Genomic DNA, 22,492 nt, shown 5'->3' with positions numbered 1-22,492 from the left:
ACCACCGGGTTGTCGGGTGCTCGTCAGCCAGGAGATCCTGCGGTGCACACGAATTTCTCGGGGTGCGCCGGGTCGAGCGCGTTGGTCACCAGGTTCCAGACGTTGAGGTCGTAGGCCTCGCCGATGTGCCCGACCGGGTCGAACGGGCAGGTGTCCTGGACGTATTCGTTCGTGACGCCCGGTTCGCGCACGAAGGACGTTTCGGTCGGCGTGACCAGTTCGTCGAACCGCGACGTGAGCATTGTGTAGCGCACGCCGGGCTGCGCGATGGGTCCGTTCGTGAGCGTTCGGACCGCGCTGCCGTCGGTGATCAGGTTGTCGCAAGCCGGGCAGCCGAACGCGGTGAGCGCCTGGCCGACTTGGTCCCGCGCACCCAGCAGATAGGCCAGTTTCGTCAGTCCGGCGAAGGTGGTGCCGTACGTGGGCGGCGCGATGGCGACGACCGAGCCGATGCGGTCGGCGATGCCCTGCGTCTTGGTGACGTACAGGGTCTGGAATCCGCCCTCGGAGTGGCCGACCAGATCCACTTGCGCCGCACCGGTTTCCGCCAGCACCTCGCCGACGAACTGCTTGATTTCCGTTGCGGAGTCGGCGATCGGGCGAAGTCCGCCGACGAGCGGGAATTGCGGATACGCGCCGTAAGTGCGGCTGAAGGTGCAGTATCCCTTGGCGGCGACGTGGTCTTGCAGGTAGTTCAAGTCCTCATAGGACGTCGCGCCGAGTCCGTGCAGGAACACCACCGGACGCGGATGCGCCGCGCTCGGCCGGCACGCCGGATCGTTGACGCCGCCTGCCGTGGCGGCGGTGGCTGGGGCGGCGAACGCGGCGGTCAGCAATGCCGCGGCGGCCAGGACGATGCGCAACCTCATCGGAGCGGTCCTTCCCTGTCGTCCTTGACAGTCGATACCCGGAGGTATTGGATACCTGAAGGTATTGAGCGGGCTGAGCCAGTGTCAACCCCCGGACGAGGGAGAAGCCGATGACCGGCCGGACGCGGCCGACGCGGGCGGAGACCCGGCGGCGCATCCTCGACGCGGCCTTCGCCGTGTTCGGGGAACAGGGCATCGCCGCGACGAAACTGACCGAGGTGGCCGCGGCGGCCGGGTTGACGAAGGGCGCGGTCTACTCGAGTTTCGCGTCGAAAGACGAACTGGTGCTGGCGTTGATGGAAGAGCACGCCGCGCACCGGCTCGAAGCCAGCCTGGCGAGTTTCGCCGAGGCGGATGACGGCGGCGCGGGGCTGGCGAACGTCGCCGCGGTGCTGATGTACGAAATGCGCGCCGACGCGGTGTGGCACCGGCTGCTGGCCGAGTTTTTCGCGATGGCGCACCAGGACGACCGGCGGCGCGACGCATTGCGCCGGCGCCGCCGGGAGGTCCGCGACACGATCGCGCGTGCGTTGAACCGGCTAGCCGAGGGGTTGGACCTCGAACTTCCGTTGCCTGCCGAGGAATTCGCCGTCGTGCTGCTCGCGTTGAGCAACGGTTTGGCGGTGGAAGCCGACATCGACGACGAAGCTGTGCCGGACGGTCTCCTTGGCAAGGTGCTGACGCTCATCGCCGGAGACGCCGTGGCGAAGGTGCAGGCAGCCGCTAGCGGCCCCGCAGTTCCGCCACCACCGGAGCGAAAGTCTCCATCATCGCCTCGAACACGGTGAAGTAGGAGAAGCCGTAGCGTTCGCGGTGCGCGATCAGCTGCTGCACCATTTCGTCCACCGTGCCGAAGAGAAGTTGCGGTGCTTTGAGGAGTTCGTCGACGTTCGCCGCGCTGCGTTCCTCGGTTTCGGCGTGCCATTCCGCCGCGGCCTCGCGCCGGTCGTCGGTGACCACGACGCGCTGGATCAGCATGTTGTAGTCGATCTCGCGATCCCCTGCCAGGGAACGGAAATACGCGACGCGCTCGTCCATCGCCACGTCGTTGTCGAGCACGAACGTGCCCGGCGGACGGCCGCGGTCCTGGCGAAGCCCGGCGAACCCGGCGATGTCCGCCTGTTCCGCCGCGAGCTTCAGCACTCCGTCGCTGTTGCCCGCGATCAGGAGCTTTGGCATGCCGCCCTCGTCCTCGACGCGCGTGCGCAGTTCGTCGAGACCTTCGGTGAGGTAGGCGATGCGGTCGGCGGCTTTGCGCCACGGCAGTCCGGCGTCGTCGAACTCGTGCTTCATGTGGCCTGAGCCGAGGCCGAGTTCGAAGCGGCCTCCGGTGAGTTTGTTGGTGGTGGCGACGTCGCGGGCGAAGAGCGCGATGTTGTAGAAGGGCACATTGGACACCAAAGTGCCGACGCGCACCCGCTCGGTCACCGCCGCCGCGGCCGTGAGCGCGGGAAACGGCGACAGCCGCCCCGGCCCGAGGTGGTCGGGAACGGTCAGATGGTCGTAGCCGAGTTCCTCGGCCCGCCGGCATTTTTCGGTCCACTCCGTGCCGTTGGCCGTGAGCCGCAGGCTGACGCCGAATTCGAATTTCCCCATGCTGTGACGCTAGCCAGTCCCGGACGGGTGACGCATCGGTTTTCGCCCCCGGCGGAACCCGGTTTTTGTCGTACCCGGTCGCTAGCTTCGGGGCATGGTGTTGTCGAAGGAAGAACGGGAACAGTTTCTGGCCGAACCGCACATCGGCGCGCTCTCGGTGGTCGAGCGCCCGGACCGCGCGCCTTTGACGGTGCCGATCTGGTACCAGTACACCCCGGGCGGCGAACTGTGGGTGATCACGGAACCGGACTCGCGCAAGGGGAAGGCGATCCAGGCGGCGGGCCGGTTCAGCCTGATGGCGCAACGGGTCGAGCCGACGGTCCGGTACGTGTCGGTGGAGGGCCCGGTGGTGCGGACCCGGCCGGGCAGCTACGAGCTGACGTGGGAGATGGCGTCGCGCTACCTGCCCGCCGACAAGGTGGCCGGGTACGTGGAGTTCGAGCGGACCCAGCTGGGCGAGCACATGGCGTTCCACATGCGCCCGGAGAGGTGGCTGTCGTCGGACATGGGCGCGGTGTGAGGGGGTTGATGCGGGGCTTGCGGTGAGGGCTTCGCGGTGGTGGTGGGTGGGTGGGTTCGGGGGAGGGGGGAGGGAGAGAGGAAGCGAGAACGGAAGGGTGAGGGGTGCTTTTGGCTGACTAGGGTGGCGCGGTTGCTCGAAGTGGTGCCGGACAAGGGCGTCGCTGCCGCGGCGGTCATGCCTGCGTATGGCGTTGCCTGCGTGCGGCGTTGTCTGCGTATGGCGTTGTCTGCGTATGGCGTTGCCTGCGTGCGGCGTTGCCTGCGTATGGCGTTGCCTGCGTATGGCGTTGCCTGCGTGCGGCGTTGCCTGCGTGCGGCGTTGCCTGCGTGCGGCGTTGCCTGCGTATGGCGTTGTCTGCGTATGGCGTTGCCTGCGTGCAGCGCTGCCTGAGTGCGGCCCTGCCCGCGTATGGCGCTGCCCGCGAACGGCATTGTCCGTGCGCTGGCTGTCCGCAGTCTGTCCGGGTGCGGTGCTGAGGCGTGCGGTTCCGCCCGAGCGAGGTGCCGTCTGCGCGTGGCGTGGAGCGCGGATTTCTGGCGAAGGCAGTCAGCTCGGATCGGCAGCCTGGGGTCAGGCGTGCTTCTGCCTGCGATGGTGCGGTCCGCTTGTGACCCTGTCGTCCGGAGGAATCTGCCCAGGCACAGCGGCGTTGGTCGGGCGAGCCTCGTCCCGGCGAACGGGCGTGGTCGTCAAAACGACGCGACCCGAGCCAGCGGACACGACCTGCTCCAGGCCGCGCCGCCAACTCGGGCCGCGTCGTCAGAAACTGCTGAGACTCAGGCGTTGCCGTCGAACAGCGACGTGACCGAACCGTCCTCGAAGACCTGCTGGATGGCCTCGGCCAGCATCGGGGCGATGGACAGCACCGTCAGTCCCGGGAAGCGCTTCTCTTCCGGGATCGGCAGCGAGTTCGTCACGATGACCTCGCGGGCCTTGCACTGCGAGAGCCGCTCGGTGGCCGGGTCGGAGAGGATGCCGTGGGTGGTCGCGATGACCACGTCCGCCGCGCCCTCCTCGAGCAGGGCCTCCGTCGCCTTCACGATCGTGCCGCCGGTGTCGATCATGTCGTCGATCAGCACGCAGAGCTTGCCCTCGACCTTGCCGACCACGCGGTTGGCGACGGCCTGGTTCGGCTTGTCCGGGTCGCGGGTCTTGTGGATGAACGCGATCGGCCGGTCGCCGAGCTGCTGCGCCCACTTCTCGGCCAGGCGCACGCGGCCCGAGTCCGGCGACACCACGGTGATGTCGGCGTTGCCGTACGTCGCCTTGATGTGGTCGGCGAGCACGGTCTGCGCCATGAGGTGGTCGACCGGGCCGTCGAAGAAGCCCTGGATCTGCGCGGTGTGCAGGTCGACCGTCATGATCCGGTCCGCGCCCGCGGTCTTGAACAGGTCCGCGATGAGCCGCGCCGAGATCGGCTCGCGGCCCTTGTGCTTCTTGTCCTGGCGGGCGTACGGATAGAACGGCATGACCACGGTGATCCGCTTGGCGCTCGCGCGCTTGAGCGCGTCCACCATGATCAGCTGCTCCATCACGTACTCGTTGATGGGCGTGGTGTGCGCCTGGATCACAAACGCGTCGGTACCGCGCACCGACTCCTCGAACCGCACGAACAGCTCGCCGTTGGCGAACGTGTGCGCGGTCTGCGGGGTGATCGTCACGTTGAGGTGCTTCGCGACCTCTTCCGCGAGCTCGTGGTGCGCACGCCCGGAGAAGAGCATCAGATTCTTCTTCGGCGTACCTGACTTCGGACTCATGCTGGCGACTCCCCGTCGGTTCCTGCTGCTGACTCGGACACAACGGTGTCCTGCTGCTGGGCGGCGAGAGCGGCTTCCGCCGCCTCCGCCGCGGGCGTACCCGGCCTGCGCCGGACCGCCCAGCCTTCGATGGTGCGCTGCGGACCGGCCGACAGCGCCAGTGAGCCAGGCGGAACGTCGTCGCGGATCACCGCACCGGCTCCACTGTAAGCGCCGTCCCCGATCCGCACCGGCGCGACCAGCGTGTTGTCCGCCCCAAGCCGGACATGCGAACCGACGACGGTCTGGTGCTTGCTCACCCCGTCGTAGTTCACGAAGACACTGGAACAGCCGATGTTGCTGTGCTCGCCGACGATCGCGTCGCCCACATACGTGAGATGCGGCACCTTCGTCCCGGTGCCGATTTGCGCGTTTTTCGTCTCGACGAACGCGCCCAGCTTGCCCTTCGCGCCGAGCTTCGTGCCCGGGCGCAGGTACGTGTACGGGCCGACATTCACGCCGTCGCCCAGCTCGGAGCCCGAACCGTGCACGCGGACGACCGAAGCGCCCGCGCCGATCCGCACGTCGGTCAGCGTGGTGTCCGGGCCCACAACAGAGCCCTCGCCGACCGAGCAACGGCCCTTGAGCTGGGTGTTCGGCTCGATCAGCACGTCGCGGGAGAGCGTGACGTCCGCCTCGATCCAGGTGGTGTTCGGGTCGGTGACCGTGACGCCCTCGCGCTGCCAGCGGCGCACGATGCGGCGGTTGTACTCGGCGCCGAGTACCGAGAGCTGCACGCGGTCGTTCACGCCTTCGGTCACCCACGGGTCGTCCACGACCAGCGCGCCGACGCCCTTGCCGTCCTCGCGCGCGATGCCGAGGACGTCGGTGAGGTAAAGCTCACCCTGCGCGTTGTCAGTGGACAGCCGCGAAAGGCCGTCGATCAGCACGGCCGCGTCGAAGGCGTAGACGCCGGAGTTGATTTCGGTGATCGCCCGCTGGTCCGGCGTCGCGTCCTTGTGCTCGACGATCGCGCTGACCGAACCGTCGGCGCCGCGCACGATGCGGCCGTAGCCGGTGGGGTCGGCGACCTCGGCGGTGAGCACGGTGACCGCGTTGCCGGTCTTGGCGTGCTCGGCCCGCAGCGCTTCCAGGGTTTCGGTGTCCAGCAGCGGAACGTCGCCGTAGCTGACGAGGACGGTGCCGGTGAGCCCCTCCGGCAGTTCGGCCAGCGCGCACGAAACGGCGTGCCCGGTGCCCTTCTGCTCCTCCTGCACGGCGGTGGCGACCTCGCGGCCGAGCGTCTCGCCGACCCGGTCGAGTTCGGCGCGCACGGCGTCGCGGCCGTGTCCGATCACGACCACCAGATGCTGCGGCGCGAGGCCGGCGGCGGCGCGCACTGCGTGTTCCACCAGCGGCCTTCCGGCGATCGGGTGCAACACCTTAGGAGTGGAGGAACGCATGCGGGTGCCCTCACCCGCAGCGAGGATCAGCGTGCTCAGCGGGCCGCTCACGAGTCTCCCAACGATTCACCGGTGCGTTGACGAGCACCAACGATCCTACGTGGGGTCCTCAGCGCTCCACGCGGGGTCGGTCGGAGCCGTTTCCCCAGGCCAGCCGCCCGTGCCGTCGCCTGCCATCGAGTTGGCCGACGCGACCTGGTTGCCGCCGCCGCGTTTCGCCTCGTACATCGCCGCATCTGCGCGCGCGAGCACCTGCTCGGCCCGCTCCTGCGGACGCAGCGACACCAAGCCGATGGACAGCGTCACCCCGTGCGAGAGGTGGTGCGGGAGCGTCGCGACGGACTTGGCCGCGCGGCCGAGCGCCATCTTCGCCGCCGACGCCGGGGCGCCGGGCAGCAGCACGATGAACTCGTCGCCGCCGTAGCGGGCCACCACGTCGTCGCCGCGCAGGGCATCGCGCAGAGTGCTTGCCACAACACGCAAAACGTTGTCGCCCTCGGCGTGCGACTGCTTGTCGTTGACGCCCTTGAACCCGTCGAGGTCGACCAGCGCGACCGCGAGCGGCTGCGCGTCCGCCGACGACGCCAGCGCGCGCAGCCGTTCGTCGAGCGCGCGGCGGTTCGGCAGGCCGGTGAGCGGATCCTGCAGCGCCTGCTGGGTGATCGCGCCGTGCTCGGCGGAAAGCCGTTCATGCTCGCGGCGCGCGTTCAGCGTGGCGATCTGCGATTCGCGCAGCGCCCACATTTCGGTTTCCAGCGCGGTCGCGTAGTCGATCAGCGACTGGCTCGCGGCTTCCGGGTCGAGCCGGGCGAGTTCGCGGGAGAGGGTGAGCCGCATCGACGGCTGCGAGACGTCCTTGGCCAGCACCTCGCGCGACTCCCGCAGCACCTGCAGCGCGTCCGAGCGGCGGCCGGCCGCGTCGAGACAGCGGGCCAGCGCGATCGCGACCAGTTCCTGCTCGTGCGGGTAGTGGTGGCCGAGATGCATGCCCTGAAGCCGGTCGACGTGCTCGGCCGACGGGTTGTGCAGCGCGAGCGCCGCGGCCAGCACGCCGACCTGGTCGACCGCGGACACGCCGATCTTGCGCGGGAACAGCGATTCGGCGAACGGGCCCTCCGCGGCCACCGCCATCGACGCGGCGGTGCGGAACTTCTCCGCGGATTCGTCGTACTGCTCGATCCGCTCGAGCCGAAGGCCCCAGCCGAGCAGCATCTTGACGCGGTTCATCAGCTGCAGGGTGATCTCGTGCGGGCTCGCGCTTTCCCGGATCGCCTGGTGCGCGCGGCCGATCACCTCCTCGGCGGCCTCGTAGACGCCGAGCTGGTTGAGCACGATCCAGCAGTCGATGAGCGCCATCGACTGCATGCGGTTCCAGTTGCGGACGCCGACCTGGCGGTCCGGGATCGTGGAATCGTCGAGGATCGCGAGCGCGCGGGCGATCTCGGTGAGCGCGGCGTCCTCCTGCGCGGCGAGCACGAGCCGGCGCCCGCGCAGCGCGTGCGCGTCCGCGCGCAGCAGGGACAGGCCGTGCCGGCGGGTGTGCGCGAGCATTTCGTCGAGCCGGGGTTCGGCCTCGGCGGCGAGGCCGCGGGTCACGAGCCGGGAGAAGGCGGAGGCGCGCAGCAGCTGGGCGACGAGCGTGGGTTCACCCCGGCGGAGGGTTTCTTCGAGCAGCTCGTCCATGATCTTGACGATCTCGAGCTGGTTCTCGTGCTCCTGGCGCTGAACGGCCGCGATGAGTTCCCGCGCGCGCCCGACCAGCCACGCGTCCGACATCTCGACCAGGGTCGGGCGGCGGGCGCCCGCGGGGTCGCTCGGTTCCTCGCTCAGCCGCCCCCACTCCCATCGCCCTCGCCGGATGTGCAGCTCCGCCGCCAGGATTCGAACCTGAACTGTCAGAACCAAAATCTGAAGTGCTGCCGATTACACTACGGCGGATCGGTCCTGGTCAGGATAGCGATGATCGAGGACGGCGGCGCCAGGAGGGGGAGGCGTGCGCCACAGACCCGTCCCGGGCACCGGGCAATCGGACTTTTCGGGCCTCCACAGCGCCGGAAACCTCCTGTACCGTAACTTACGACACCGTAGGTAAGGGCACCCTTCGCAAGGGGTTGTGAGAGGAAAGAAGTGAGCGCATGACGGCCACCCTCGATCGTTCTCAGTCAGCGGGCGACCCGCCAAAGGGGCCCAAGCCGATCATCGAAGGACAGCGGTCGATCGGCGTCCAGCTGTCGGTGTACTTCGGGGTGCTGCTGCCGATCGTGGCGCTGCTGGTCGCGGTTCCGTTCGCCTGGGGCTGGGGGCTGACCTGGCTGGACGTCGCGCTTTTCGTCGTGTTCTACGGGATCAGCGGCCTCGGCATCACCGTCGCTTACCACCGGCACTTCACGCACGGCTCGTTCAAGGCGAAGCCGTGGCTGCGCGTGGTGATGGCGATCTCGGGCAGCATCGCGTTGCAGGGACCGGTGATCACCTGGGTGGCCGACCACCGGCGCCATCACGCGTTCTCCGACCGCGACGGCGACCCGCACTCGCCGTGGGCGTACGGCACGTCGCCGCTGGCCATCGCCAAGGGTTTCTGGCACGCCCACATGGGCTGGCTGTTCGAGCGCGACAAGAGCAACCAGGGCCGGTTCGCGCCGGATCTGGTGAAGGACCCGGCGATCCGCAAGGTCGACGACCTGTTCTGGCTGTGGTCGCTGGTGAGCCTGTTCGGCCCGGCGCTGCTGGGCGGCCTGCTTTCGTGGTCGCTGTGGGGCGCGGTGACCGCGTTCTTCTGGGCGGGCCTGGTCCGGATCTGCGTGCTGCACCACGTGACCTGGTCGGTCAACTCGATCTGCCACATGATCGGCGAGCGCCCGTTCGCCGCCCGCGACCGTTCGGCGAACTTCTGGCCGCTGGCGATCTTCTCCTTCGGCGAGTCGTGGCACAACCTGCACCACGCCGACCCGACCTCGGCCCGGCACGGCGTGAAGCGCGGCCAGATCGACATGTCGGCGCGGCTCATCTGGATCTTCGAAAAGTTCGGCTGGGTGCACGACGTGCGGTGGCCGACCCCGCAGCGGCTCGCCCGGATCGCGGCGCAGGCCAAGTAGTTTTCCTTGCCGGGCTTGGTTTTCCCGGCCCGCTCTGCCGAACGAACCCCGTCGCTCCGGCGGGGTTCGTTCGTCTCGACCGGCGGCTCCCTGAAGCCGGCCGGGGCCGAGCCCGCTACCCTGCTGCGAATGGCGGCGAGACGACGGGCGAAGCGAGAAGCGGCGGTCACCGGCGCGCGGCCGGCCGCACCGGTCGCCCGGGTGCGCATGACCGGCACCGAGCGCAGGCAGCAATTGCTCAACGTGGCGCGCGCGTTGTTCGCCGAAAAGGGTTTCGACGGCACCTCCGTCGAGGAGATCGCCGCGCGGGCGAACGTGTCGAAACCGGTGGTCTACGAGCACTTCGGCGGCAAGGAGGGCATTTACGCCGTCGTCGTCGACCGCGAGACGCAGCTGCTGCTCGACCGGATGGTCTCGACCCTCCACGGTGGACACCCGCGAGTGATGCTGGAGCAGGCGGCCGTCGCGTTGCTGAGCTACGTCGAGGATTCCCACGACGGTTTCCGCATTCTCGTCCGCGATTCCCCGGTCGCCAGTTCCACCGGCACCTTCTCGACTGTCCTCAACGACATCGCGAGCCAGGTCGAGCACATCCTCGCGCAGCAGTTCGCCGCGCGCGGGTATGAGGAGAAGCTGTCCGCGCTGTACGCGCAGGCGCTGGTCGGGATGGTCGCGTTGACCGGGCAGTGGTGGCTGGACGCGCGCAAGCCGAAGCGGGACGAAGTGGCCGCGCATCTGGTGAATCTCGCCTGGAACGGGTTGTCCCACTTGGAGAACAAGCCCCGGTTGCTCGGCTGATTCCCTAGCTGCCGGACGGCGCGTTGCTGAGGTCCACAACGCAGAACCGGTTGTCGTCGGGATCGGCGAGGACGACGAAATCCGGCTTCGGCGGGTAATGCGGCCAGTCGACCCGTTGCGCGCCCAGCCCGATAAGCCGTTCGACCTCGGCGCGCTGCTCCTCCGCGGTGTCGGTGTACAGGTCCAGGTGCAGCCGCGGCCGCGGTTCGGCGGGCGAATCGCTGCGCATCAGGCCGAGTGCGTGCGTGCCGCCGGGATGGGCCAGCGTCCGCCACGTCTCGCTCGCCCATTCCGGGTCCTCGACGAGCCCGAGCGCCTCAGACCAGAACCGTGTTGCGCGGTCGACGTCGGCGACTCCGAGCACCGTGGTCCCGAGCCGCAGCATCAGGCCAGTTTCCCTTGTGCGTGCAGGTCGTCGAGGATCAGCTGGACCGTCGCCGACACCTTGTCGCGGTCGGCGTGCGCGAGCCAGCCGAACGACTCGATCTCGCTGCTCGGCTTCAGCTCGCCGGAATACTCCGCGGTGTAGCAGGTCATCCGCACCACGACGCCGTCCGCTTTGCCGTGCGCCTGTGCTTCCCAGGTTCCGGCCAGCCGCGCGGAAGCCGGGTCCAGCGTCACGCTCAGTTCCTCGGCGATCTCCCGGACCAGAGTCTCGACGTCCGACTCGCCTTCCTCGCGTTTCCCGCCCGGCAGGTACCAGGTGTCCTTGCCCGCCGAGCGCGCGGCGAGCAGCTTGCCGTCGACCACGTGCAGCCAGGCGACTTTGTCGATGGTGGGCATGCCGGTCACCCTACCTCCGCGCCCGCCGGTCGAGGTCCGCGAGCAGGATGCGCAGTAAATCGGCGAGCTGGTCGCGTTGCGCCGGGGACAACGCGGACACGAGGGTTTCCTCGTGCTCCAGCAGGTCTCCGACGGTGCGCTCGATCAGCTCGTGCCCGGCCTCGGTCAGTTCGACGTACACTCCGCGACGGTCCGAAGTGGACTTGACCCGGCGGACGTGGCCGTCGCGTTCGGCCCGCGCGGTTTGCTGGGAGATCGCGCCGGGGCTGACCCGGCAGCGTTTCGCGAGTTCGCCCGCGCTGAGCCGGTACGGCGGCCCGGCCCGGCGCAGTGTGCTGAGCAGGGTGCGGGTCGAGGCGTCCATCCCGAGTTCGAGCATGGTCGCGCGCCGGTCGTCCTCCAGCAGTTTCGCGATGTGCCAGATCCGCGTGATCACGCCGATGGACGACACCGGCGTGCCCGGCCGCTCGCGCAGCCACGCCCGCTGGATCTCGTCCACCTCGTCGCTTGACGGGTTTTCGCCGCCGCCGGTACCGTCGTCCACGAGAGGTACTTTAGCAATAAAGGACGTGGGATGAAACGGGAAGCGGTAGTGACCGGGGGCGGCACCGGAATCGGGTACGCGATCGCGTCGGCGTTGGCCCGGGCTGGTGATCAGGTGACGATCACCGGACGGCGAGAGGACGTGCTGACCGAGGCGGCGTCGCTGCTCGGCGCGCGTGCGGTGAGCTTCGACGCGAGTGATCCCGAGGCGGTCGAGGCGGCGCTCGATCAGCTGCCGGAACGGGTCGACGTGCTGGTCAACAACGCTGGCGGCAACACGGATTTCCTGCATGCGGACAGCGGCGGACTGAAAGCGCTCGACGCGGCGTGGACGGCCAACCTCCGGGCGAACCTGTTCAGCGCGGCGTTCGTGACCACGGCGCTGAAGGACCGGCTCGCGGACAACGGCCGCATCGTCACCATCGGTTCGATCGCCGGGCACACCGGCGCCGAATCGTACGGTTGGGCGAAAGCCGCGGTGGAGGTGTGGAATACCGAAACCGCACGGCAATTCGGGCCGCGCGGAATCACCGCGAACATCGTCGCGCCGGGGCTGATCGTGGACACTGAATTCTTTCGCGGGAAACTCTCCGCCGAACGCCAGGAATGGCTGGTCGAGAACACAATGACCAAACGCGCGGGCAAGCCGGACGACGTCGCGGAGGTAGTGCGGTTCCTGGCATCCCCGGAGGCCGGGCACGTCACCGGTCAGGTCGTGCACGTGAACGGCGGCGCGTACGTCGGCTGACCTCAGCCGGGGGTCACGCGCAGCACTTTGTCGTTGCTGCCGTTGGAAGTCGTCACGTACAGGGAGCCGTCCGGTCCGCTTCGGGCCGCGCGCAACCGGCCGAATTTGTCGTTGAATTCCGCGGGCAGTGTGACTCCGGTGACCTTCGCGGCCGCGTCCAGGTGCAGCAGCAGAAGCTTCTGTCCCTTCAACGCGACCACGACCAGCGCGCCTTCGTTGGCACCCCATTGCTTGCCGGTGAGGAAGGCGTCGCCGCTGATCGCCTCGGTGACCTGGCCGCTGGTCCACAGTGGACGAACCGCGTCCGGGAACCGCTTGGTGTCGGTCATCGGCACGCTCTCGTCGTAGCTGGAATCGGTGCCGCCCTTCGACGGATCCCAGCCGTAATTTCCTCCTGGGCGCAGGAGATTCACCTCGTCGTCGAACGCCGGTCCGTGTTCGGAGGTGACGACCTGGCCGGTGCCCGGCCGGATCGCGACACCTTGCACGTTGCGGTGCCCGAAGGTGTAGATCCGGCGCTCGTTCGGGTCGGGGGAGGACAGGAACGGGTTGCCCGGCAATGGTTCCCCGGTCTTCGCGTCGATCCGCAGCACCTTGCCGCCGAGACTGTGCCGGTCCTGCGCGACGGTGGACCGCGCGGTGTCGCCGGTGCCGACGAGCAGCGCGCCGTCGGGAGCCAGCGTCGGGCGGCAGCCGGAATGGCGTCCGCTCGGGTTCACCGGCAGGCCGGTCAGCAGGTCGCGGACTTTCGCCGCGCTCGTGCCGTCGTCGGCGAGCCGCCAGGTGACGAGCCGGACGTCCGCCGCGCGGCCGTTTTCCTGGTGGGTCTGGCAGGTGGTGAACTCGCGCGAGGTCGCGAAGTCCGCCGCCAGGACCAGGCCCATCAGGCCGCCTTCGCCCTGCACGAGGACGTCGGAGAAATCGGCGCGCACGGCGGTCGCCCGGCCGTCGCGGACCAGCGCGAGCTTGCCGGGCCGCTGCGGCACGAGCAGCGAACCGTCGGGCAGGAAGGCGACGTCCCAGGGGTGTTCGAGGCCGTCCGCGACCTCCTGCACGGCGAACCGGTCCGGTTCGGGCTTCGCGGGTGCGCTCGCCGGCGCGGCCGAGCAGGCGGCGAGCAGCAGGACGGCGGCGAGCAACGCGACGAGACGCATGGGTCCAGCATGCCCCGATTCAGCCGCCGGGACGTACCAATCCGGATTCATACGCGAAGACGACCGCGTGCACCCGGTCCCGCAGCCCGAGTTTGTTCAGCAACCGTCCGACGTGCGTCTTCACCGTCGTCTCGCCGATGAACAGCGTTCCGGCGATTTCGGTGTTCGACAGTCCGCGCGCGATCAGGCCGAGCACGTCCTTCTCGCGTTCGGTCAGCGTCTCGAGTTTCTGCTCGTCCAGCGGCGTCCGATGCGCACTGAGATAGCGGTCGAGCAGGCGTTTCGTGACCGACGGCGACACCATCGCGTCGCCGCGCAGCACGCCGCGGATCGCCACCAGCATCTCGTCCGACGGCGCGTCCTTGACCAGGAATCCGCTGGCCCCGGCGCGAAGCGCGGAGTAGGCGTACTCGTCGAGGTCGAACGTCGTGATCACCAGCACCGAGGTTTCCGGCAGCTCGGCGCAGATCTGCGCGGTGGCCGCGACGCCGTCGAGCACCGGCATCCGGACGTCCATCAGCACGAGATCCGGCCGTTGCGCGCGGGCGAGCTCGATGGCTTCCGCGCCGTCGCCCGCTTCGGCGACCACCTCCAGATCGGGCTGGCTGTCGACGATCATCCGCAGCCCGACGCGCACCAGTTCCTGGTCGTCGCAGATCAGCACGGACGTCATGCGGCGTCCGTCCGCAGGGTGGCCGACACGCGGTAGCCGCCGTCCGGCAGCGCGCCGGTTTCGAGCTTGCCGTGGTACATCGCGACGCGCTGGGCCATGCCGGTGAGCCCGCGTCCGGACCCGGGCAGTCCCGCCGCGACCGGCTGCCGTCCGCCGGAGTTGGTGACCTCGACCTGGATTTCCGGACCGGCGAAGGTGACCCGGACCCGGCCGGTCGCGTCGGGCGGCGCGTGTTTGAGCATGTTGGTCAAGGCCTCCTGGACGATGCGGTACGCCTGAAGCGCGACGCCGGCGGGCAGGTCGGCGATGTCGCCGTTGACTTCGAGCGTGATGTCGCGGCCGGACTGCGCGACGAGCGTGCGCAACTGGTCGAGCGTCGGCTGCGGAGCGCGCGCGGGTTCGCCAGCATGCATCACTTCTAACAGCCGCCGCAGCTCAGCGAGCGCGGAACGGCCGGTTTTGCTGATGGTGTCGAGCGTACGGTCGACAGCGTCCGGGTCGTGGTGGCGCGCGAGCTTCGCTCCTTCGGCGTTCAGGACGATCACGCTCATGCTGTGTGCGAGTACGTCGTGAAGTTCTCTCGCGATCCGTGTGCGCTCTTCGGCGACTGAAGCGCGACTGCGGGCTTGTTCCTCGGACGCCGTCAGTTCAGTTCTCAGTCGTTCTTCTTCGGCGAGTTGTTCCTTCGTGCGGAAGAACGCGCCTAGCGCCCACGCCGCCAAGTACAGCGGCAGTGTGCCGAAGACGGTGAGCGTCGGGTTCAGGGTGTTGGTGCCCCAGGTGAATCCCCAGAAGGCGTCCAGGCCGACGATAGCTACCGCGAAGCCGATGAACCATCTGTCACCGGCTTTCACGAGCGTGTACAGCATGACTGCCATCGCGAGGTCGCTACGGCCGCGGTCGTAGGCCCAGATCTCGTTCGCGTAGACGACAGCGACTCCGATGAGGATCAGAAGCGCGACCGTGCGCGGGTAGCGGCGACGCAGCAACAGGGGCAGCAGGAACAGCATCGAAACCATGCGGATCGGCCACGTCTCTTGATCCGCGATGTTGGGGCCGAAGGCGACGAAGACGGCGTACAGCGGCAAGTCCAGCAACCAACGCTGCTTGCGTACCCACATGACCAGTCCACGCACGAAACGAACGTAACGCGCGGTCGTCGTCGGGCGCGTCGTTCGGGAGGATGGCTGTGGTCCTCCGAGCGGACGACTTTTCCCGCCGACCGAGCCGATCCGCGATGACCGAAGTGCTTCCTACCGTCGAAAACATGTCGATTACCAGGGAGTTCTTCCGGCACCCGATGCGGACCGGCGCGATCGCGGCCAGTTCGGCACGGCTGGCCGGAGTGATGACTGCCGGGCTGGGCGTCGAAAGCGCGCACAGCGTCGTGGAGCTGGGGCCAGGAACAGGTGTGTTCACCGAAATGCTGCTTCGCATGCTTCAGCGCGACGCGCACTTCACGGCGGTAGAGATCAATCCCCACCTCGTACAGGAGCTGCGCGCACGCTTCCCGTCGCTGCACGTTGCGGAGGGTTCCGCGGAACACGTCGCTGCGTACGTGACCATGCCGGTCGATGTGGTTGTCTCCGGTCTGCCGTGGACAGCGATGCACGCCGCACCGCAGGCAGCGGTACTGAATGCCGTCTGCGACGTGCTTTCTCCACAAGGCCGCTTCACCACCTTCGCGTACGCGCACACCGCTTGGACCCCGCCAGCGCGTCGGTTCGCGTGGTTGCTGCGAAGCCGCTTCGCGGTTGTCGAACGCACCAGTGTGGTTTGGCGGAACCTGCCGCCGGCGTACGTGTACCGCGCGGCCTTGCCCGTGCGGTCGGGACTGGACCGGTATGGACAGCCTGCTTCAGCCACTTCTTGACGCTCCCGCGCCGCTTGTCTACCTGATCTGCGCGCTGGTGATCATGGCCGAGACAGCGCTGTTGCCCGGCATCGTGCTGCCGACGCTGTCCACCTTGCTGCTCATGGGTTTCCTTGTGCAGCGAGGGACTTTGCAGCTGTGGCCAGCGCTCACGGTCTGCGTCGCGGCGGCGCTAGCCGGGGACCAGCTCGCGTACTGGGAGGGACGACTGTGGGGTCCGAAGCTGCGTCGCTCGCGCGTAGGACAACGGATCGGCGAAGCGAAGTGGGACAAGGCTGAAGCGACCGTCGCGCGTTATGGCGTGCCCGCAGTCGTCCTAGGACGATGTCTCGCCGGCGTACGCACACTCGTGCCGCGCGTGGCGGGTTCGGCCGGACTGTCGTACCGACGCTTCTTCGTCGGAAGCTTGTGCGCGGCAGTGCTGTGGGCGGGCGTGGAGCTGACGATGGGTCAGGTCACCGGTTGGGTCGCGCCTTGAGCAGTTCCGCGGTGGAAGCGTCGGCGGGCAGGAAGGTTTCGAGACTCAGCTCAGCGACGGTCACGTCGACCGCGGTGGCGAACTGGGTGATCGCGGTGAGCAGCCGCAGGTCGCCCGCAGAGCTGGACAGCTGCAGCGGCACGGCGAACCCGAGATGGTCGCCGGACGGCTCGCCGGGCGAGGGCAGGTACCCGGTGAGTTCGTCCAGCAACGCCTGGTGCCGCGGGTCGGGTCCGTTGGCCAGACCGCGGCGAGGGCGTTCGAGCACGTGCTGCGCCCAGTCGGCGAAATTCTGGATGCGCGGAGCCATCCCGCGCGGGTGCAACGCCAGCCGCAGCACGTTGACCGGCGGTTCCAGCAGGTCCGCCGCGACGCCCTCGGTCAGCAGGTCGAAGCTGTCGTTCGCCGCGACGAGGTCTCCGTAGCGGTTCACGACCAGCGCCGGGTACGGCTCGTGCCCGGCGAGCAGCGCGCGCAACGACTCCAGCACCGGCGTCAACGCGGGGTCGTCCAGCCGGGTCTCGGGATAGACCGGCGCGTATCCGGCGGTCAGCAGCAAGGCGTTGCGCTCGCGCAGCGGCAGGCCGAGCGCCTCGGCGACCCGCACCACCATGCCGCGACCAGGCAGCGAACGGCCGCGTTCCATGAAGCTGACGTGGCGTTGCGTCGTCCCGGCTTTCAGCGCGAGGTCGAGCTGGCTGAGCCGGCGGCGGGAACGGGCGTCGCGCAAGGCGTCGGCGAACGAAGCGGGCACGTGCGCGATTCTGGCGGAGCTTTCTTGCGCTGGGCCATTCCCCGCAGGGAATTGCCGGGACACCGGGCCGCGCTGGATCGTCGGCGGCGTGGAATTCGGACTTCTTCTCCCCGCCGGACAGGCACAGCTCGAAGCAGGCGGCACCCCGCGTGCCCTGGTCGCATTGGCCCGCGAAGCCGAACGACTCGGATTCGCGTCGATCTGGGCCGGTGACTCGCTTTCCCGCCCCCGGATCGAACCCCTCACCCTGCTCAGTGCGGTCGCACAGGCCACCGAACGCGTCACCGTCGGTACTGCCGTCCTGCTTCCCGCGCACCGCAACCCGGTTCAGACCGCGATGACCCTCGCGTCCCTCGAGCTGCTCTCCGAAGGACGCCTGGCAGTCGGCGTCGGCGCGGGCTTCCCCGGCTTCAGCGAGCTCGAATTCGAGCTGGCCGGGGTCGATTTCCGGACGAGGTTCTCGCATCTGGACGACGTCGTCACCCTGTGGCGCGAGCTGTGGACCGGCCAGTCCCAGTCGTTCCACGGCAAGGTTCTCCACTACGACTGGCTGCCCCCGGCGGTCCGCCCCGCGCGCCCCAAAGGCCCGCCAATCTGGCTGGGCGGCGCGACGCCAGCCGCGCTCCGCCGCACCGCGCTGCACTACGACGGCTGGCTCCCGTACCCGCCGAACCCCGCGGATTACGCGTCCGGCCTGGCGACGATCCGCGCCACCAGCGATCGCCCGGTCACCCCGTCGCTGTTCCTGACGGCCTACGTAGACCCCGACCCGCGCCGCGGCCTCCGTGTCCTGGAGGACTACGCACAGGCGACTTACCGGCGCCCGTTGGAGCAGATCCGCACCATCCAGGCGACGGTGACCGGCCCGATCACGGAGGTCGCGGCAACGGTGCGCCGATACGCGGAGGCCGGAGCGGAGCACGTACTGCTGCGAGTGGGCTCCCTGGAACCCGGTTCGGTCGAGCGGCAGCTGCCTCTGTTGGCGGAGGTGATCGACTCGATAGCTTCCTCGTCGTTGCCCAGCGTTGCGCCGTGTTGATCAGCGTGGGTCGCAGGAATTACCCCGTGGCCGGGGATCATGACGGCAGCGACCCTGCTGGCGGTCGCGACGCTGGTCGCCCGCAAGAAGACCGGCTCCGTCGTGCTGGTTTGGGCGGTGGTCGCCGCGGCGAGCTTCCTGGTGCTGGTCAGTGTCCGCGGCGGCCCCGGCGATCGGCTTGCTGACCGTGCTCGCGGGCAGCCTCGGCAGCGGTGATCGAAAGTAATGTCGGTCCCACGACGTAGTCTGGGTTGGTGACCGACGCTGTACTGTCCGGACTCCTCCAAGCCATCCTTCCCGACCCGGCGCTGCGCGGCGTTGTCGAGCGCGCCGGCGCCCCGCTGCTCGAACTGCAAGGCGCTGTCGCCGTACGGCAGCTCGTCGCCGCCGCGCTGGCCGAAGACCCCGAGCGCGGCGGTGCGGGCCGTCCGGTGCTGGCCGTCACCGCGACCGGGCGCGAGGCCGACGAGCTGACCGCGTCGCTCAGCGCGCTGCTCGGCCCCGATCGCGTGGCCGACTTCCCCTCCTGGGAGACGCTGCCGCACGAGCGCCTTTCCCCGCGCGCGGACACGGTCGGCCGGCGGCTGGAAGTGCTGCACCGCCTGCACACCGGCGACGAGCAGCTGCGGGTCGTGGTCGCGACCGTCCGCAGCCTCATCCAGCCGATGGCTCCCGGGCTCGGTTCGCTCGCGCCGATCGACCTCGTCGTCGGCGAGGAGCAGAGCTTCGAGGACCTGCTCGAACGGCTTGTCGAGCTGGCCTACACGCGCGTGGACATGGTCGAGAAGCGCGGCGAGTTCGCGGTCCGCGGCGGCATCCTCGACCTGTTCGGGCCCACCGCGCAGCATCCGGTCCGCGTCGAGTTCTGGGGCGACGAGGTCAGCGAGATCCGCGCGTTCGCGGTGTCCGACCAGCGTTCGCTGCCCGGCGAGATCCAGCGGGTCACCGCGCCGCCGTGCCGGGAACTGCTGCTCACGCCGGACGTCAAGGCGCGCGCGGCGGAGCTGGCCACCACCTACGAGGCCGACGCGCACCTGGCAGAAATGCTCACCAAGCTCTCCGGCGGCGTCCCGGTCGAGGGCATGGAAGCGCTCATCCCGGTGCTCTGCGAGGGCGAACTGGCCCTGCTCACCGACGCGATGCCGCAGGGCAGCCACGTCCTGCTGGCCGACCCGGAGAAGATCCGCGCCCGCGCGGCCGACCTCGTCCGCACCGGGCAGGAGTTCCTCGAGGCCTCCTGGACCACCGCCGCGGCGGGCGGGCAGGCTCCGATCGACCTCGGCGCGTCGGCGTACCGCGAGCTGTCCGAGATCGCGTCGCACGCGCAGGAGACGAAGCGTCCGTGGTGGACGCTCACCCAGCTGACCAGCGAAGACCCGGACGTCTACCGCGTCGGCATCGAGCCCGCGCCCGCCTACCGGGGCGAGCTGGAACGCGCGATGACCGACTTGCGCGCGCACCTCGCGGCCGGCGGCACCGGCGTGCTCGTCGTCGCCGGACAGGGCACCGCCAGCCGCGCGGTCGAGCAGCTGATGGCGGCCGAGGTACCGGCGAAACACGTCGAGGTGCTCTCCGACGTGCCGCCGGCCGGGGTCGTCACGGTCACCTGCGGCGGGCTCGCGGAGGGCTTCGTCTCGCCGGAGCGCGCGCTCGTGGTGCTGTCCGAGGCCGACCTCACCGGCCGCGGCGCCACCGCTGGATCGTCCACAAAGGACTTGAACACCAAGATGCCGTCGCGCCGCCGCGGCGCGGTCGACCCGCTGGCGCTCAAGGCGGGCGACTACGTGGTGCACGACCAGCACGGCATCGGCCGGTTCGTGGAAATGGTGCAGCGCACGGTCGCCGGCGCGACCCGCGAGTACCTGCTGCTCGAGTACGCGTCGTCCAAGCGCGGCCAGCCCGGCGACCGGCTGTTCGTGCCCACCGACCAGCTCGACGAGGTGTCCCGATACGTCGGCGGCGAATTGCCCACGCTCAACAAGCTCGGCGGTTCGGACTGGAAGAACACCAAGGCCCGCGCCAAAAAGGCGGTCAAGGAGATCGCCGCCGAGCTGGTGCAGCTCTACGCCGCCCGGCAAGCCGCGCCCGGCCACGCGTTCGGACCGGACACGCCGTGGCAGTCCGAGCTGGAAGACGCGTTCCCGTTCACCGAGACCAACGACCAGCTCGCGGCCATCGACGAGGTCAAGGCGGACATGGAGCGCGGCGTCCCGATGGACCGCGTGATCTGCGGCGACGTCGGCTACGGCAAGACCGAGATCGCGGTGCGCGCGGCGTTCAAGGCGGTGCAGGACGGCAAACAGGTCGCCGTGCTCGTGCCGACCACGCTGCTCGCGCAGCAGCACCTGAACACGTTCACCGAACGCATGCGGTCGTTCCCGGTCACCATCAAGGGCCTTTCGCGGTTCACGCACAAGGCGGAATCGGACCGGATCCTCGAACAGCTCGCCGACGGCGAGGTCGACATCGTCATCGGCACGCACCGGCTGCTGCAGACCGGTATCCGCTACAAGGACCTCGGCCTCGTGATCGTCGACGAGGAGCAGCGGTTCGGCGTGGAGCACAAGGAACACATCAAGGCACTGCGCACGCACGTCGACGTGCTCACCATGTCGGCCACGCCGATCCCGCGCACGCTCGAAATGTCGCTGGCGGGCATCCGCGAGATGTCGACCATCCTCACGCCGCCGGAAGACCGGCACCCGATCTTGACCTACGTCGGCGCGTACGACGACAAGCAGGTCGGCGCCGCGGTCCGGCGCGAGCTGCTGCGCGACGGCCAGGTGTTCTACGTGCACAACCGGGTGTCGTCGATCGAGAAGGCGGCGAAACGGATCCGCGAGCTGGTGCCGGAGGCGCGCGTCGTCACCGCGCACGGGCAGATGAACGAGGACAAGCTCGAAAAGATCATCCAGGGCTTCTGGGAGAACGAGTACGACGTCCTCGTCTGCACCACGATCGTCGAGACCGGCCTGGACATCTCCAACGCCAACACGCTGATCGTCGAGCGCGGCGACATGCTCGGCCTCGCCCAGCTCCACCAGCTGCGCGGCCGGGTCGGGCGCGGCCGCGAGCGCGGGTACGCGTACTTCCTGTACCCGCCGGAAGCGCCGCTCACCGAGACGGCGCACGACCGGCTCGCCACCATCGCGCAGAACACCGAACTCGGCGCGGGCATGGCGGTCGCGATGAAGGACCTCGAAATCCGCGGCGCGGGCAACATCCTCGGCGCGGAACAGTCCGGGCACATCGCGGGCGTCGGGTTCGACCTGTACGTCCGGCTCGTCGGCGAAGCGGTCGAGGCGTTCCGGCGGCACGCGGGCGCGGAGCCGGCGGAGGACGAGGAACTGGCCGAAGTCCGCGTCGACCTGCCGGTGGACGCGCACATCCCGCACGACTACGTCCCCGGCGAACGGCTGCGGCTGGAGGCGTACCGCAAGATCGCCTCGGCCCCCGACACCGCGGCGCTCGACGCGGTGCGCGAGGAACTGGTCGACCGCTACGGCCAGCCGCCCGCCCCGGTCACGCGCCTGCTCGCGGTCGCGGCGTTCCGGCACGCCTGCCGCGCCGCCGGCGTCACCGAGGTCGCGGCGCAGGGAAACACGATCCGGTTCGCGCCGCTGCCGTTGATGGACTCGCAGCTGGTGCGGCTGAAACGCTTGTACCCCAAGGCGATGTACAAGGCGATCACCAACACGGTGTCGGTGCCGAAGCCGACCGAAGGCCCCGCGGGCGGCCGGATGGGCGCGCCGGTGCTGCGGGACCAGGAACTGCTTGACTGGTGCACGAAGCTGTTGGCGCAGCTGACGAAAACCCCGGCGGCGGTGTGAGCGGTGCGGCGGGCCTCGCCGGTCTCGGCGTGGTTCCGCCGCTTTTGCTCGGCCGCGGTGCGCTTTCCGCGGTTTCAGCGCGCCGAGCAGACCTCGAACCCGGGCGGTTCCGCTGTGGCCAGCCGCAGCGACACTTCCTCCTGCGGTGCAGGCAGCGCCCCGCAGCCGGACATCGGCAACGGCCGGGGACGCCGCGGCACCCGGGCTCCCGAACCGCCGCCGCGGCCCGGATACACGAGCAGGCCGTGTTCCGGGTCCGGCACCGCGTCGAGAGCGGCGGTCACGGCGGGCAGGTGCCGGAAGCGATCTCGTTGCTCCTCCGAGGAAAACTCGATCTCCAGCGTCACGCCCCAGCGGTGGACGTGCCACGTCCACTGTTCGGCGCCGTTGGTCAGCGCGGCCTCGGTCAGCCGATCGCCGTGAGCACGTTGCCACGCGCTCGCCGCGAAGGCCCCGTCGAGGACTTCGATCGACAACCAAGAGTCCATATGTCGACAATAGCCCGCTGAATGCCTCGATGGTGTTGCGTTTCGAGGC

At 69.2% G+C, this 22,492-nt stretch carries 23 protein-coding genes and 1 tRNA gene; 10 read left to right on the top strand and 14 right to left on the bottom strand.

Going from position 1 to position 22,492, the window contains the following annotated elements; all coding sequences use genetic code 11:
• Positions 1-23: 23 nt before the first annotated feature.
• Positions 24-869 (bottom strand): triacylglycerol lipase, encoded by an 846-nt coding sequence (locus CU254_RS33780; RefSeq protein WP_037715671.1) that lies wholly within the window; start codon positions 867-869, stop codon positions 24-26.
• Between the two features lie 110 nt (positions 870-979).
• Between CU254_RS33780 and CU254_RS33775 the strand changes: the two genes are divergently transcribed.
• Positions 980-1,657, top strand: coding sequence for a TetR/AcrR family transcriptional regulator (locus CU254_RS33775; protein WP_009083425.1), 678 nt, complete (start codon positions 980-982; stop codon positions 1,655-1,657).
• Here the strand turns inward: CU254_RS33775 and CU254_RS33770 are convergent.
• Positions 1,593-2,465: a TIGR03621 family F420-dependent LLM class oxidoreductase gene (locus CU254_RS33770; RefSeq protein WP_100266959.1), complete on the bottom strand. Its 873-nt coding sequence runs from the start codon at positions 2,463-2,465 to the stop codon at positions 1,593-1,595. The two genes, CU254_RS33775 and CU254_RS33770, sit on opposite strands and share 65 nt — an antisense overlap.
• A 94-nt stretch (positions 2,466-2,559) precedes the next feature.
• Here CU254_RS33770 and CU254_RS33765 point away from each other — a divergent pair, with 94 nt between their 5' ends.
• Positions 2,560-2,985, top strand: a complete 426-nt coding sequence (locus CU254_RS33765) for a pyridoxamine 5'-phosphate oxidase family protein (protein ID WP_009083423.1) — start codon at positions 2,560-2,562, stop codon at positions 2,983-2,985.
• A gap of 779 nt (positions 2,986-3,764) precedes the next feature.
• On the opposite strand, the gene CU254_RS33760 is transcribed toward CU254_RS33765, so the two are convergent.
• From CU254_RS33760 to CU254_RS33745, 4 genes are all read right to left on the bottom strand, one after another.
• Positions 3,765-4,745 (bottom strand): ribose-phosphate diphosphokinase, encoded by a 981-nt coding sequence (locus CU254_RS33760; RefSeq protein ID WP_009083422.1) that lies wholly within the window; start codon positions 4,743-4,745, stop codon positions 3,765-3,767.
• Entirely contained in the window at positions 4,742-6,238 is a 1,497-nt protein-coding gene (gene glmU / locus CU254_RS33755; protein ID WP_009083421.1) for a bifunctional UDP-N-acetylglucosamine diphosphorylase/glucosamine-1-phosphate N-acetyltransferase GlmU, read from the bottom strand. The genes CU254_RS33760 and glmU overlap by 4 nt, the downstream gene beginning before the upstream one ends.
• 45 nt (positions 6,239-6,283) lie before the next feature.
• Positions 6,284-7,963, bottom strand: a complete 1,680-nt coding sequence (locus tag CU254_RS33750) for a diguanylate cyclase (RefSeq protein ID WP_009083419.1) — start codon at positions 7,961-7,963, stop codon at positions 6,284-6,286.
• Positions 7,964-8,053: 90 nt separating this feature from the next.
• Positions 8,054-8,125: transfer RNA gene (locus CU254_RS33745), tRNA-Gln, on the bottom strand.
• A 197-nt stretch (positions 8,126-8,322) separates the two neighbouring features.
• Here CU254_RS33745 and CU254_RS33740 point away from each other — a divergent pair.
• Both CU254_RS33740 and CU254_RS33735 read left to right on the top strand, forming a co-directional pair.
• A complete protein-coding gene (locus tag CU254_RS33740) occupies positions 8,323-9,282 on the top strand; it encodes an acyl-CoA desaturase (protein WP_009083418.1) in 960 nt (319 codons plus the stop codon).
• 207 nt (positions 9,283-9,489) lie between these two features.
• Positions 9,490-10,080 carry a TetR/AcrR family transcriptional regulator gene (locus tag CU254_RS33735; RefSeq protein WP_037357077.1) on the top strand — a complete coding sequence of 197 codons (591 nt, stop codon included), beginning with the start codon at positions 9,490-9,492 and terminating at the stop codon, positions 10,078-10,080.
• Positions 10,081-10,084: 4 nt separating this feature from the next.
• Here CU254_RS33735 and CU254_RS33730 read toward each other — a convergent pair whose 3' ends face one another.
• Genes CU254_RS33730 through CU254_RS33720 form a run of 3 tightly spaced genes read right to left on the bottom strand, consistent with a single transcriptional unit; the run spans position 10,085 to position 11,407 of the window.
• Positions 10,085-10,465: a VOC family protein gene (locus CU254_RS33730; protein ID WP_037715669.1), complete on the bottom strand. Its 381-nt coding sequence runs from the start codon at positions 10,463-10,465 to the stop codon at positions 10,085-10,087.
• A complete protein-coding gene (locus CU254_RS33725; protein ID WP_037718414.1) occupies positions 10,465-10,863 on the bottom strand; it encodes an NUDIX domain-containing protein in 399 nt (132 codons plus the stop codon). Before CU254_RS33725 ends, CU254_RS33730 begins: the two co-directional genes overlap by 1 nt.
• Positions 10,864-10,873: 10 nt before the next feature.
• Complete coding sequence (locus CU254_RS33720) at positions 10,874-11,407, bottom strand: MarR family winged helix-turn-helix transcriptional regulator (RefSeq protein ID WP_009083412.1); 534 nt, start codon at positions 11,405-11,407, stop codon at positions 10,874-10,876.
• Between the two features lie 30 nt (positions 11,408-11,437).
• On the opposite strand from CU254_RS33720, the gene CU254_RS33715 reads away from it, so the two are divergent.
• Entirely contained in the window at positions 11,438-12,154 is a 717-nt protein-coding gene (locus CU254_RS33715; protein WP_009083410.1) for an SDR family NAD(P)-dependent oxidoreductase, read from the top strand.
• 2 nt (positions 12,155-12,156) lie between these two features.
• Here the strand turns inward: CU254_RS33715 and CU254_RS33710 are convergent, their stop codons facing one another.
• The 3 genes from CU254_RS33710 to CU254_RS33700 are packed head-to-tail and all read right to left on the bottom strand — an operon-like array spanning position 12,157 to position 15,102.
• Complete coding sequence (locus tag CU254_RS33710; RefSeq protein WP_009083408.1) at positions 12,157-13,308, bottom strand: sorbosone dehydrogenase family protein; 1,152 nt, start codon at positions 13,306-13,308, stop codon at positions 12,157-12,159.
• Between the two features lie 19 nt (positions 13,309-13,327).
• Complete coding sequence (locus CU254_RS33705; protein ID WP_009083406.1) at positions 13,328-13,981, bottom strand: response regulator transcription factor; 654 nt, start codon at positions 13,979-13,981, stop codon at positions 13,328-13,330.
• Positions 13,978-15,102, bottom strand: a complete 1,125-nt coding sequence (locus CU254_RS33700; protein WP_009083404.1) for a sensor histidine kinase — start codon at positions 15,100-15,102, stop codon at positions 13,978-13,980. The genes CU254_RS33705 and CU254_RS33700 overlap by 4 nt, the downstream gene beginning before the upstream one ends.
• 116 nt (positions 15,103-15,218) lie before the next feature.
• Here CU254_RS33700 and CU254_RS33695 point away from each other — a divergent pair, with 116 nt between their 5' ends.
• Together CU254_RS33695 and CU254_RS33690 are read left to right on the top strand one after the other, a co-directional pair.
• A complete protein-coding gene (locus CU254_RS33695) occupies positions 15,219-15,854 on the top strand; it encodes a class I SAM-dependent methyltransferase (RefSeq protein ID WP_009083403.1) in 636 nt (211 codons plus the stop codon).
• Entirely contained in the window at positions 15,826-16,332 is a 507-nt protein-coding gene (locus CU254_RS33690) for a DedA family protein (protein ID WP_009083401.1), read from the top strand. The genes CU254_RS33695 and CU254_RS33690 overlap by 29 nt, the downstream gene beginning before the upstream one ends.
• Here CU254_RS33690 and CU254_RS33685 read toward each other — a convergent pair.
• The gene (locus CU254_RS33685; protein WP_009083400.1) at positions 16,310-17,086 is read right to left on the bottom strand and encodes a helix-turn-helix transcriptional regulator; all 777 of its coding nucleotides are present in this window, start codon (positions 17,084-17,086) and stop codon (positions 16,310-16,312) included. The genes CU254_RS33690 and CU254_RS33685 overlap by 23 nt on opposite strands.
• Positions 17,087-17,174: 88 nt before the next feature.
• Between CU254_RS33685 and CU254_RS33680 the strand changes: the two genes are divergently transcribed.
• From CU254_RS33680 to mfd, 3 genes are read left to right on the top strand one after another with little or no spacing between them, the layout of a single operon-like run.
• Positions 17,175-18,125, top strand: coding sequence for an LLM class flavin-dependent oxidoreductase (locus CU254_RS33680; protein ID WP_009083398.1), 951 nt, complete (start codon positions 17,175-17,177; stop codon positions 18,123-18,125).
• A gap of 39 nt (positions 18,126-18,164) precedes the next feature.
• A complete protein-coding gene (locus CU254_RS43360) occupies positions 18,165-18,341 on the top strand; it encodes a hypothetical protein (protein WP_009083396.1) in 177 nt (58 codons plus the stop codon).
• Between the two features lie 53 nt (positions 18,342-18,394).
• Positions 18,395-21,955: a transcription-repair coupling factor gene (mfd, locus tag CU254_RS33675; protein WP_037718409.1), complete on the top strand. Its 3,561-nt coding sequence runs from the start codon at positions 18,395-18,397 to the stop codon at positions 21,953-21,955.
• 74 nt (positions 21,956-22,029) lie between these two features.
• Here mfd and CU254_RS33670 read toward each other — a convergent pair whose 3' ends face one another.
• Positions 22,030-22,443 carry a hypothetical protein gene (locus tag CU254_RS33670; RefSeq protein WP_009083393.1) on the bottom strand — a complete coding sequence of 138 codons (414 nt, stop codon included), beginning with the start codon at positions 22,441-22,443 and terminating at the stop codon, positions 22,030-22,032.
• Positions 22,444-22,492 lie beyond the last annotated feature (49 nt).

The organism is Amycolatopsis sp. AA4 (assembly GCF_002796545.1).
Taxonomy (GTDB): domain Bacteria; phylum Actinomycetota; class Actinomycetes; order Mycobacteriales; family Pseudonocardiaceae; genus Amycolatopsis.
Note: the sequence above shows the minus strand (reverse complement) of the source record. Positions and strands in the feature narration are given on the sequence as shown.

Bases quoted from the DNA above. Each gene is read 5' to 3' on its own strand.
- CU254_RS33780 (WP_037715671.1), bottom strand. From the start codon at position 869: ATGAGGTTGCGCATCGTCCTGGCCGCCGCGGCATTGCTGACCGCCGCG.
- CU254_RS33775 (WP_009083425.1), top strand. From the start codon at position 980: ATGACCGGCCGGACGCGGCCGACGCGGGCGGAGACCCGGCGGCGCATC.
- CU254_RS33770 (WP_100266959.1), bottom strand. From the start codon at position 2,465: ATGGGGAAATTCGAATTCGGCGTCAGCCTGCGGCTCACGGCCAACGGC.
- CU254_RS33765 (WP_009083423.1), top strand. From the start codon at position 2,560: ATGGTGTTGTCGAAGGAAGAACGGGAACAGTTTCTGGCCGAACCGCAC.
- CU254_RS33760 (WP_009083422.1), bottom strand. From the start codon at position 4,745: ATGAGTCCGAAGTCAGGTACGCCGAAGAAGAATCTGATGCTCTTCTCC.
- CU254_RS33750 (WP_009083419.1), bottom strand. From the start codon at position 7,963: ATGTCGGACGCGTGGCTGGTCGGGCGCGCGCGGGAACTCATCGCGGCC.
- CU254_RS33740 (WP_009083418.1), top strand. From the start codon at position 8,323: ATGACGGCCACCCTCGATCGTTCTCAGTCAGCGGGCGACCCGCCAAAG.
- CU254_RS33735 (WP_037357077.1), top strand. From the start codon at position 9,490: ATGACCGGCACCGAGCGCAGGCAGCAATTGCTCAACGTGGCGCGCGCG.
- CU254_RS33730 (WP_037715669.1), bottom strand. From the start codon at position 10,465: ATGCTGCGGCTCGGGACCACGGTGCTCGGAGTCGCCGACGTCGACCGC.
- CU254_RS33725 (WP_037718414.1), bottom strand. From the start codon at position 10,863: ATGCCCACCATCGACAAAGTCGCCTGGCTGCACGTGGTCGACGGCAAG.
- CU254_RS33715 (WP_009083410.1), top strand. From the start codon at position 11,438: ATGAAACGGGAAGCGGTAGTGACCGGGGGCGGCACCGGAATCGGGTAC.
- CU254_RS33710 (WP_009083408.1), bottom strand. From the start codon at position 13,308: ATGCGTCTCGTCGCGTTGCTCGCCGCCGTCCTGCTGCTCGCCGCCTGC.
- CU254_RS33705 (WP_009083406.1), bottom strand. From the start codon at position 13,981: ATGACGTCCGTGCTGATCTGCGACGACCAGGAACTGGTGCGCGTCGGG.
- CU254_RS33700 (WP_009083404.1), bottom strand. From the start codon at position 15,102: ATGTGGGTACGCAAGCAGCGTTGGTTGCTGGACTTGCCGCTGTACGCC.
- CU254_RS33695 (WP_009083403.1), top strand. From the start codon at position 15,219: ATGACCGAAGTGCTTCCTACCGTCGAAAACATGTCGATTACCAGGGAG.
- CU254_RS33690 (WP_009083401.1), top strand. From the start codon at position 15,826: ATGGACAGCCTGCTTCAGCCACTTCTTGACGCTCCCGCGCCGCTTGTC.
- CU254_RS43360 (WP_009083396.1), top strand. From the start codon at position 18,165: ATGACGGCAGCGACCCTGCTGGCGGTCGCGACGCTGGTCGCCCGCAAG.
- CU254_RS33670 (WP_009083393.1), bottom strand. From the start codon at position 22,443: ATGGACTCTTGGTTGTCGATCGAAGTCCTCGACGGGGCCTTCGCGGCG.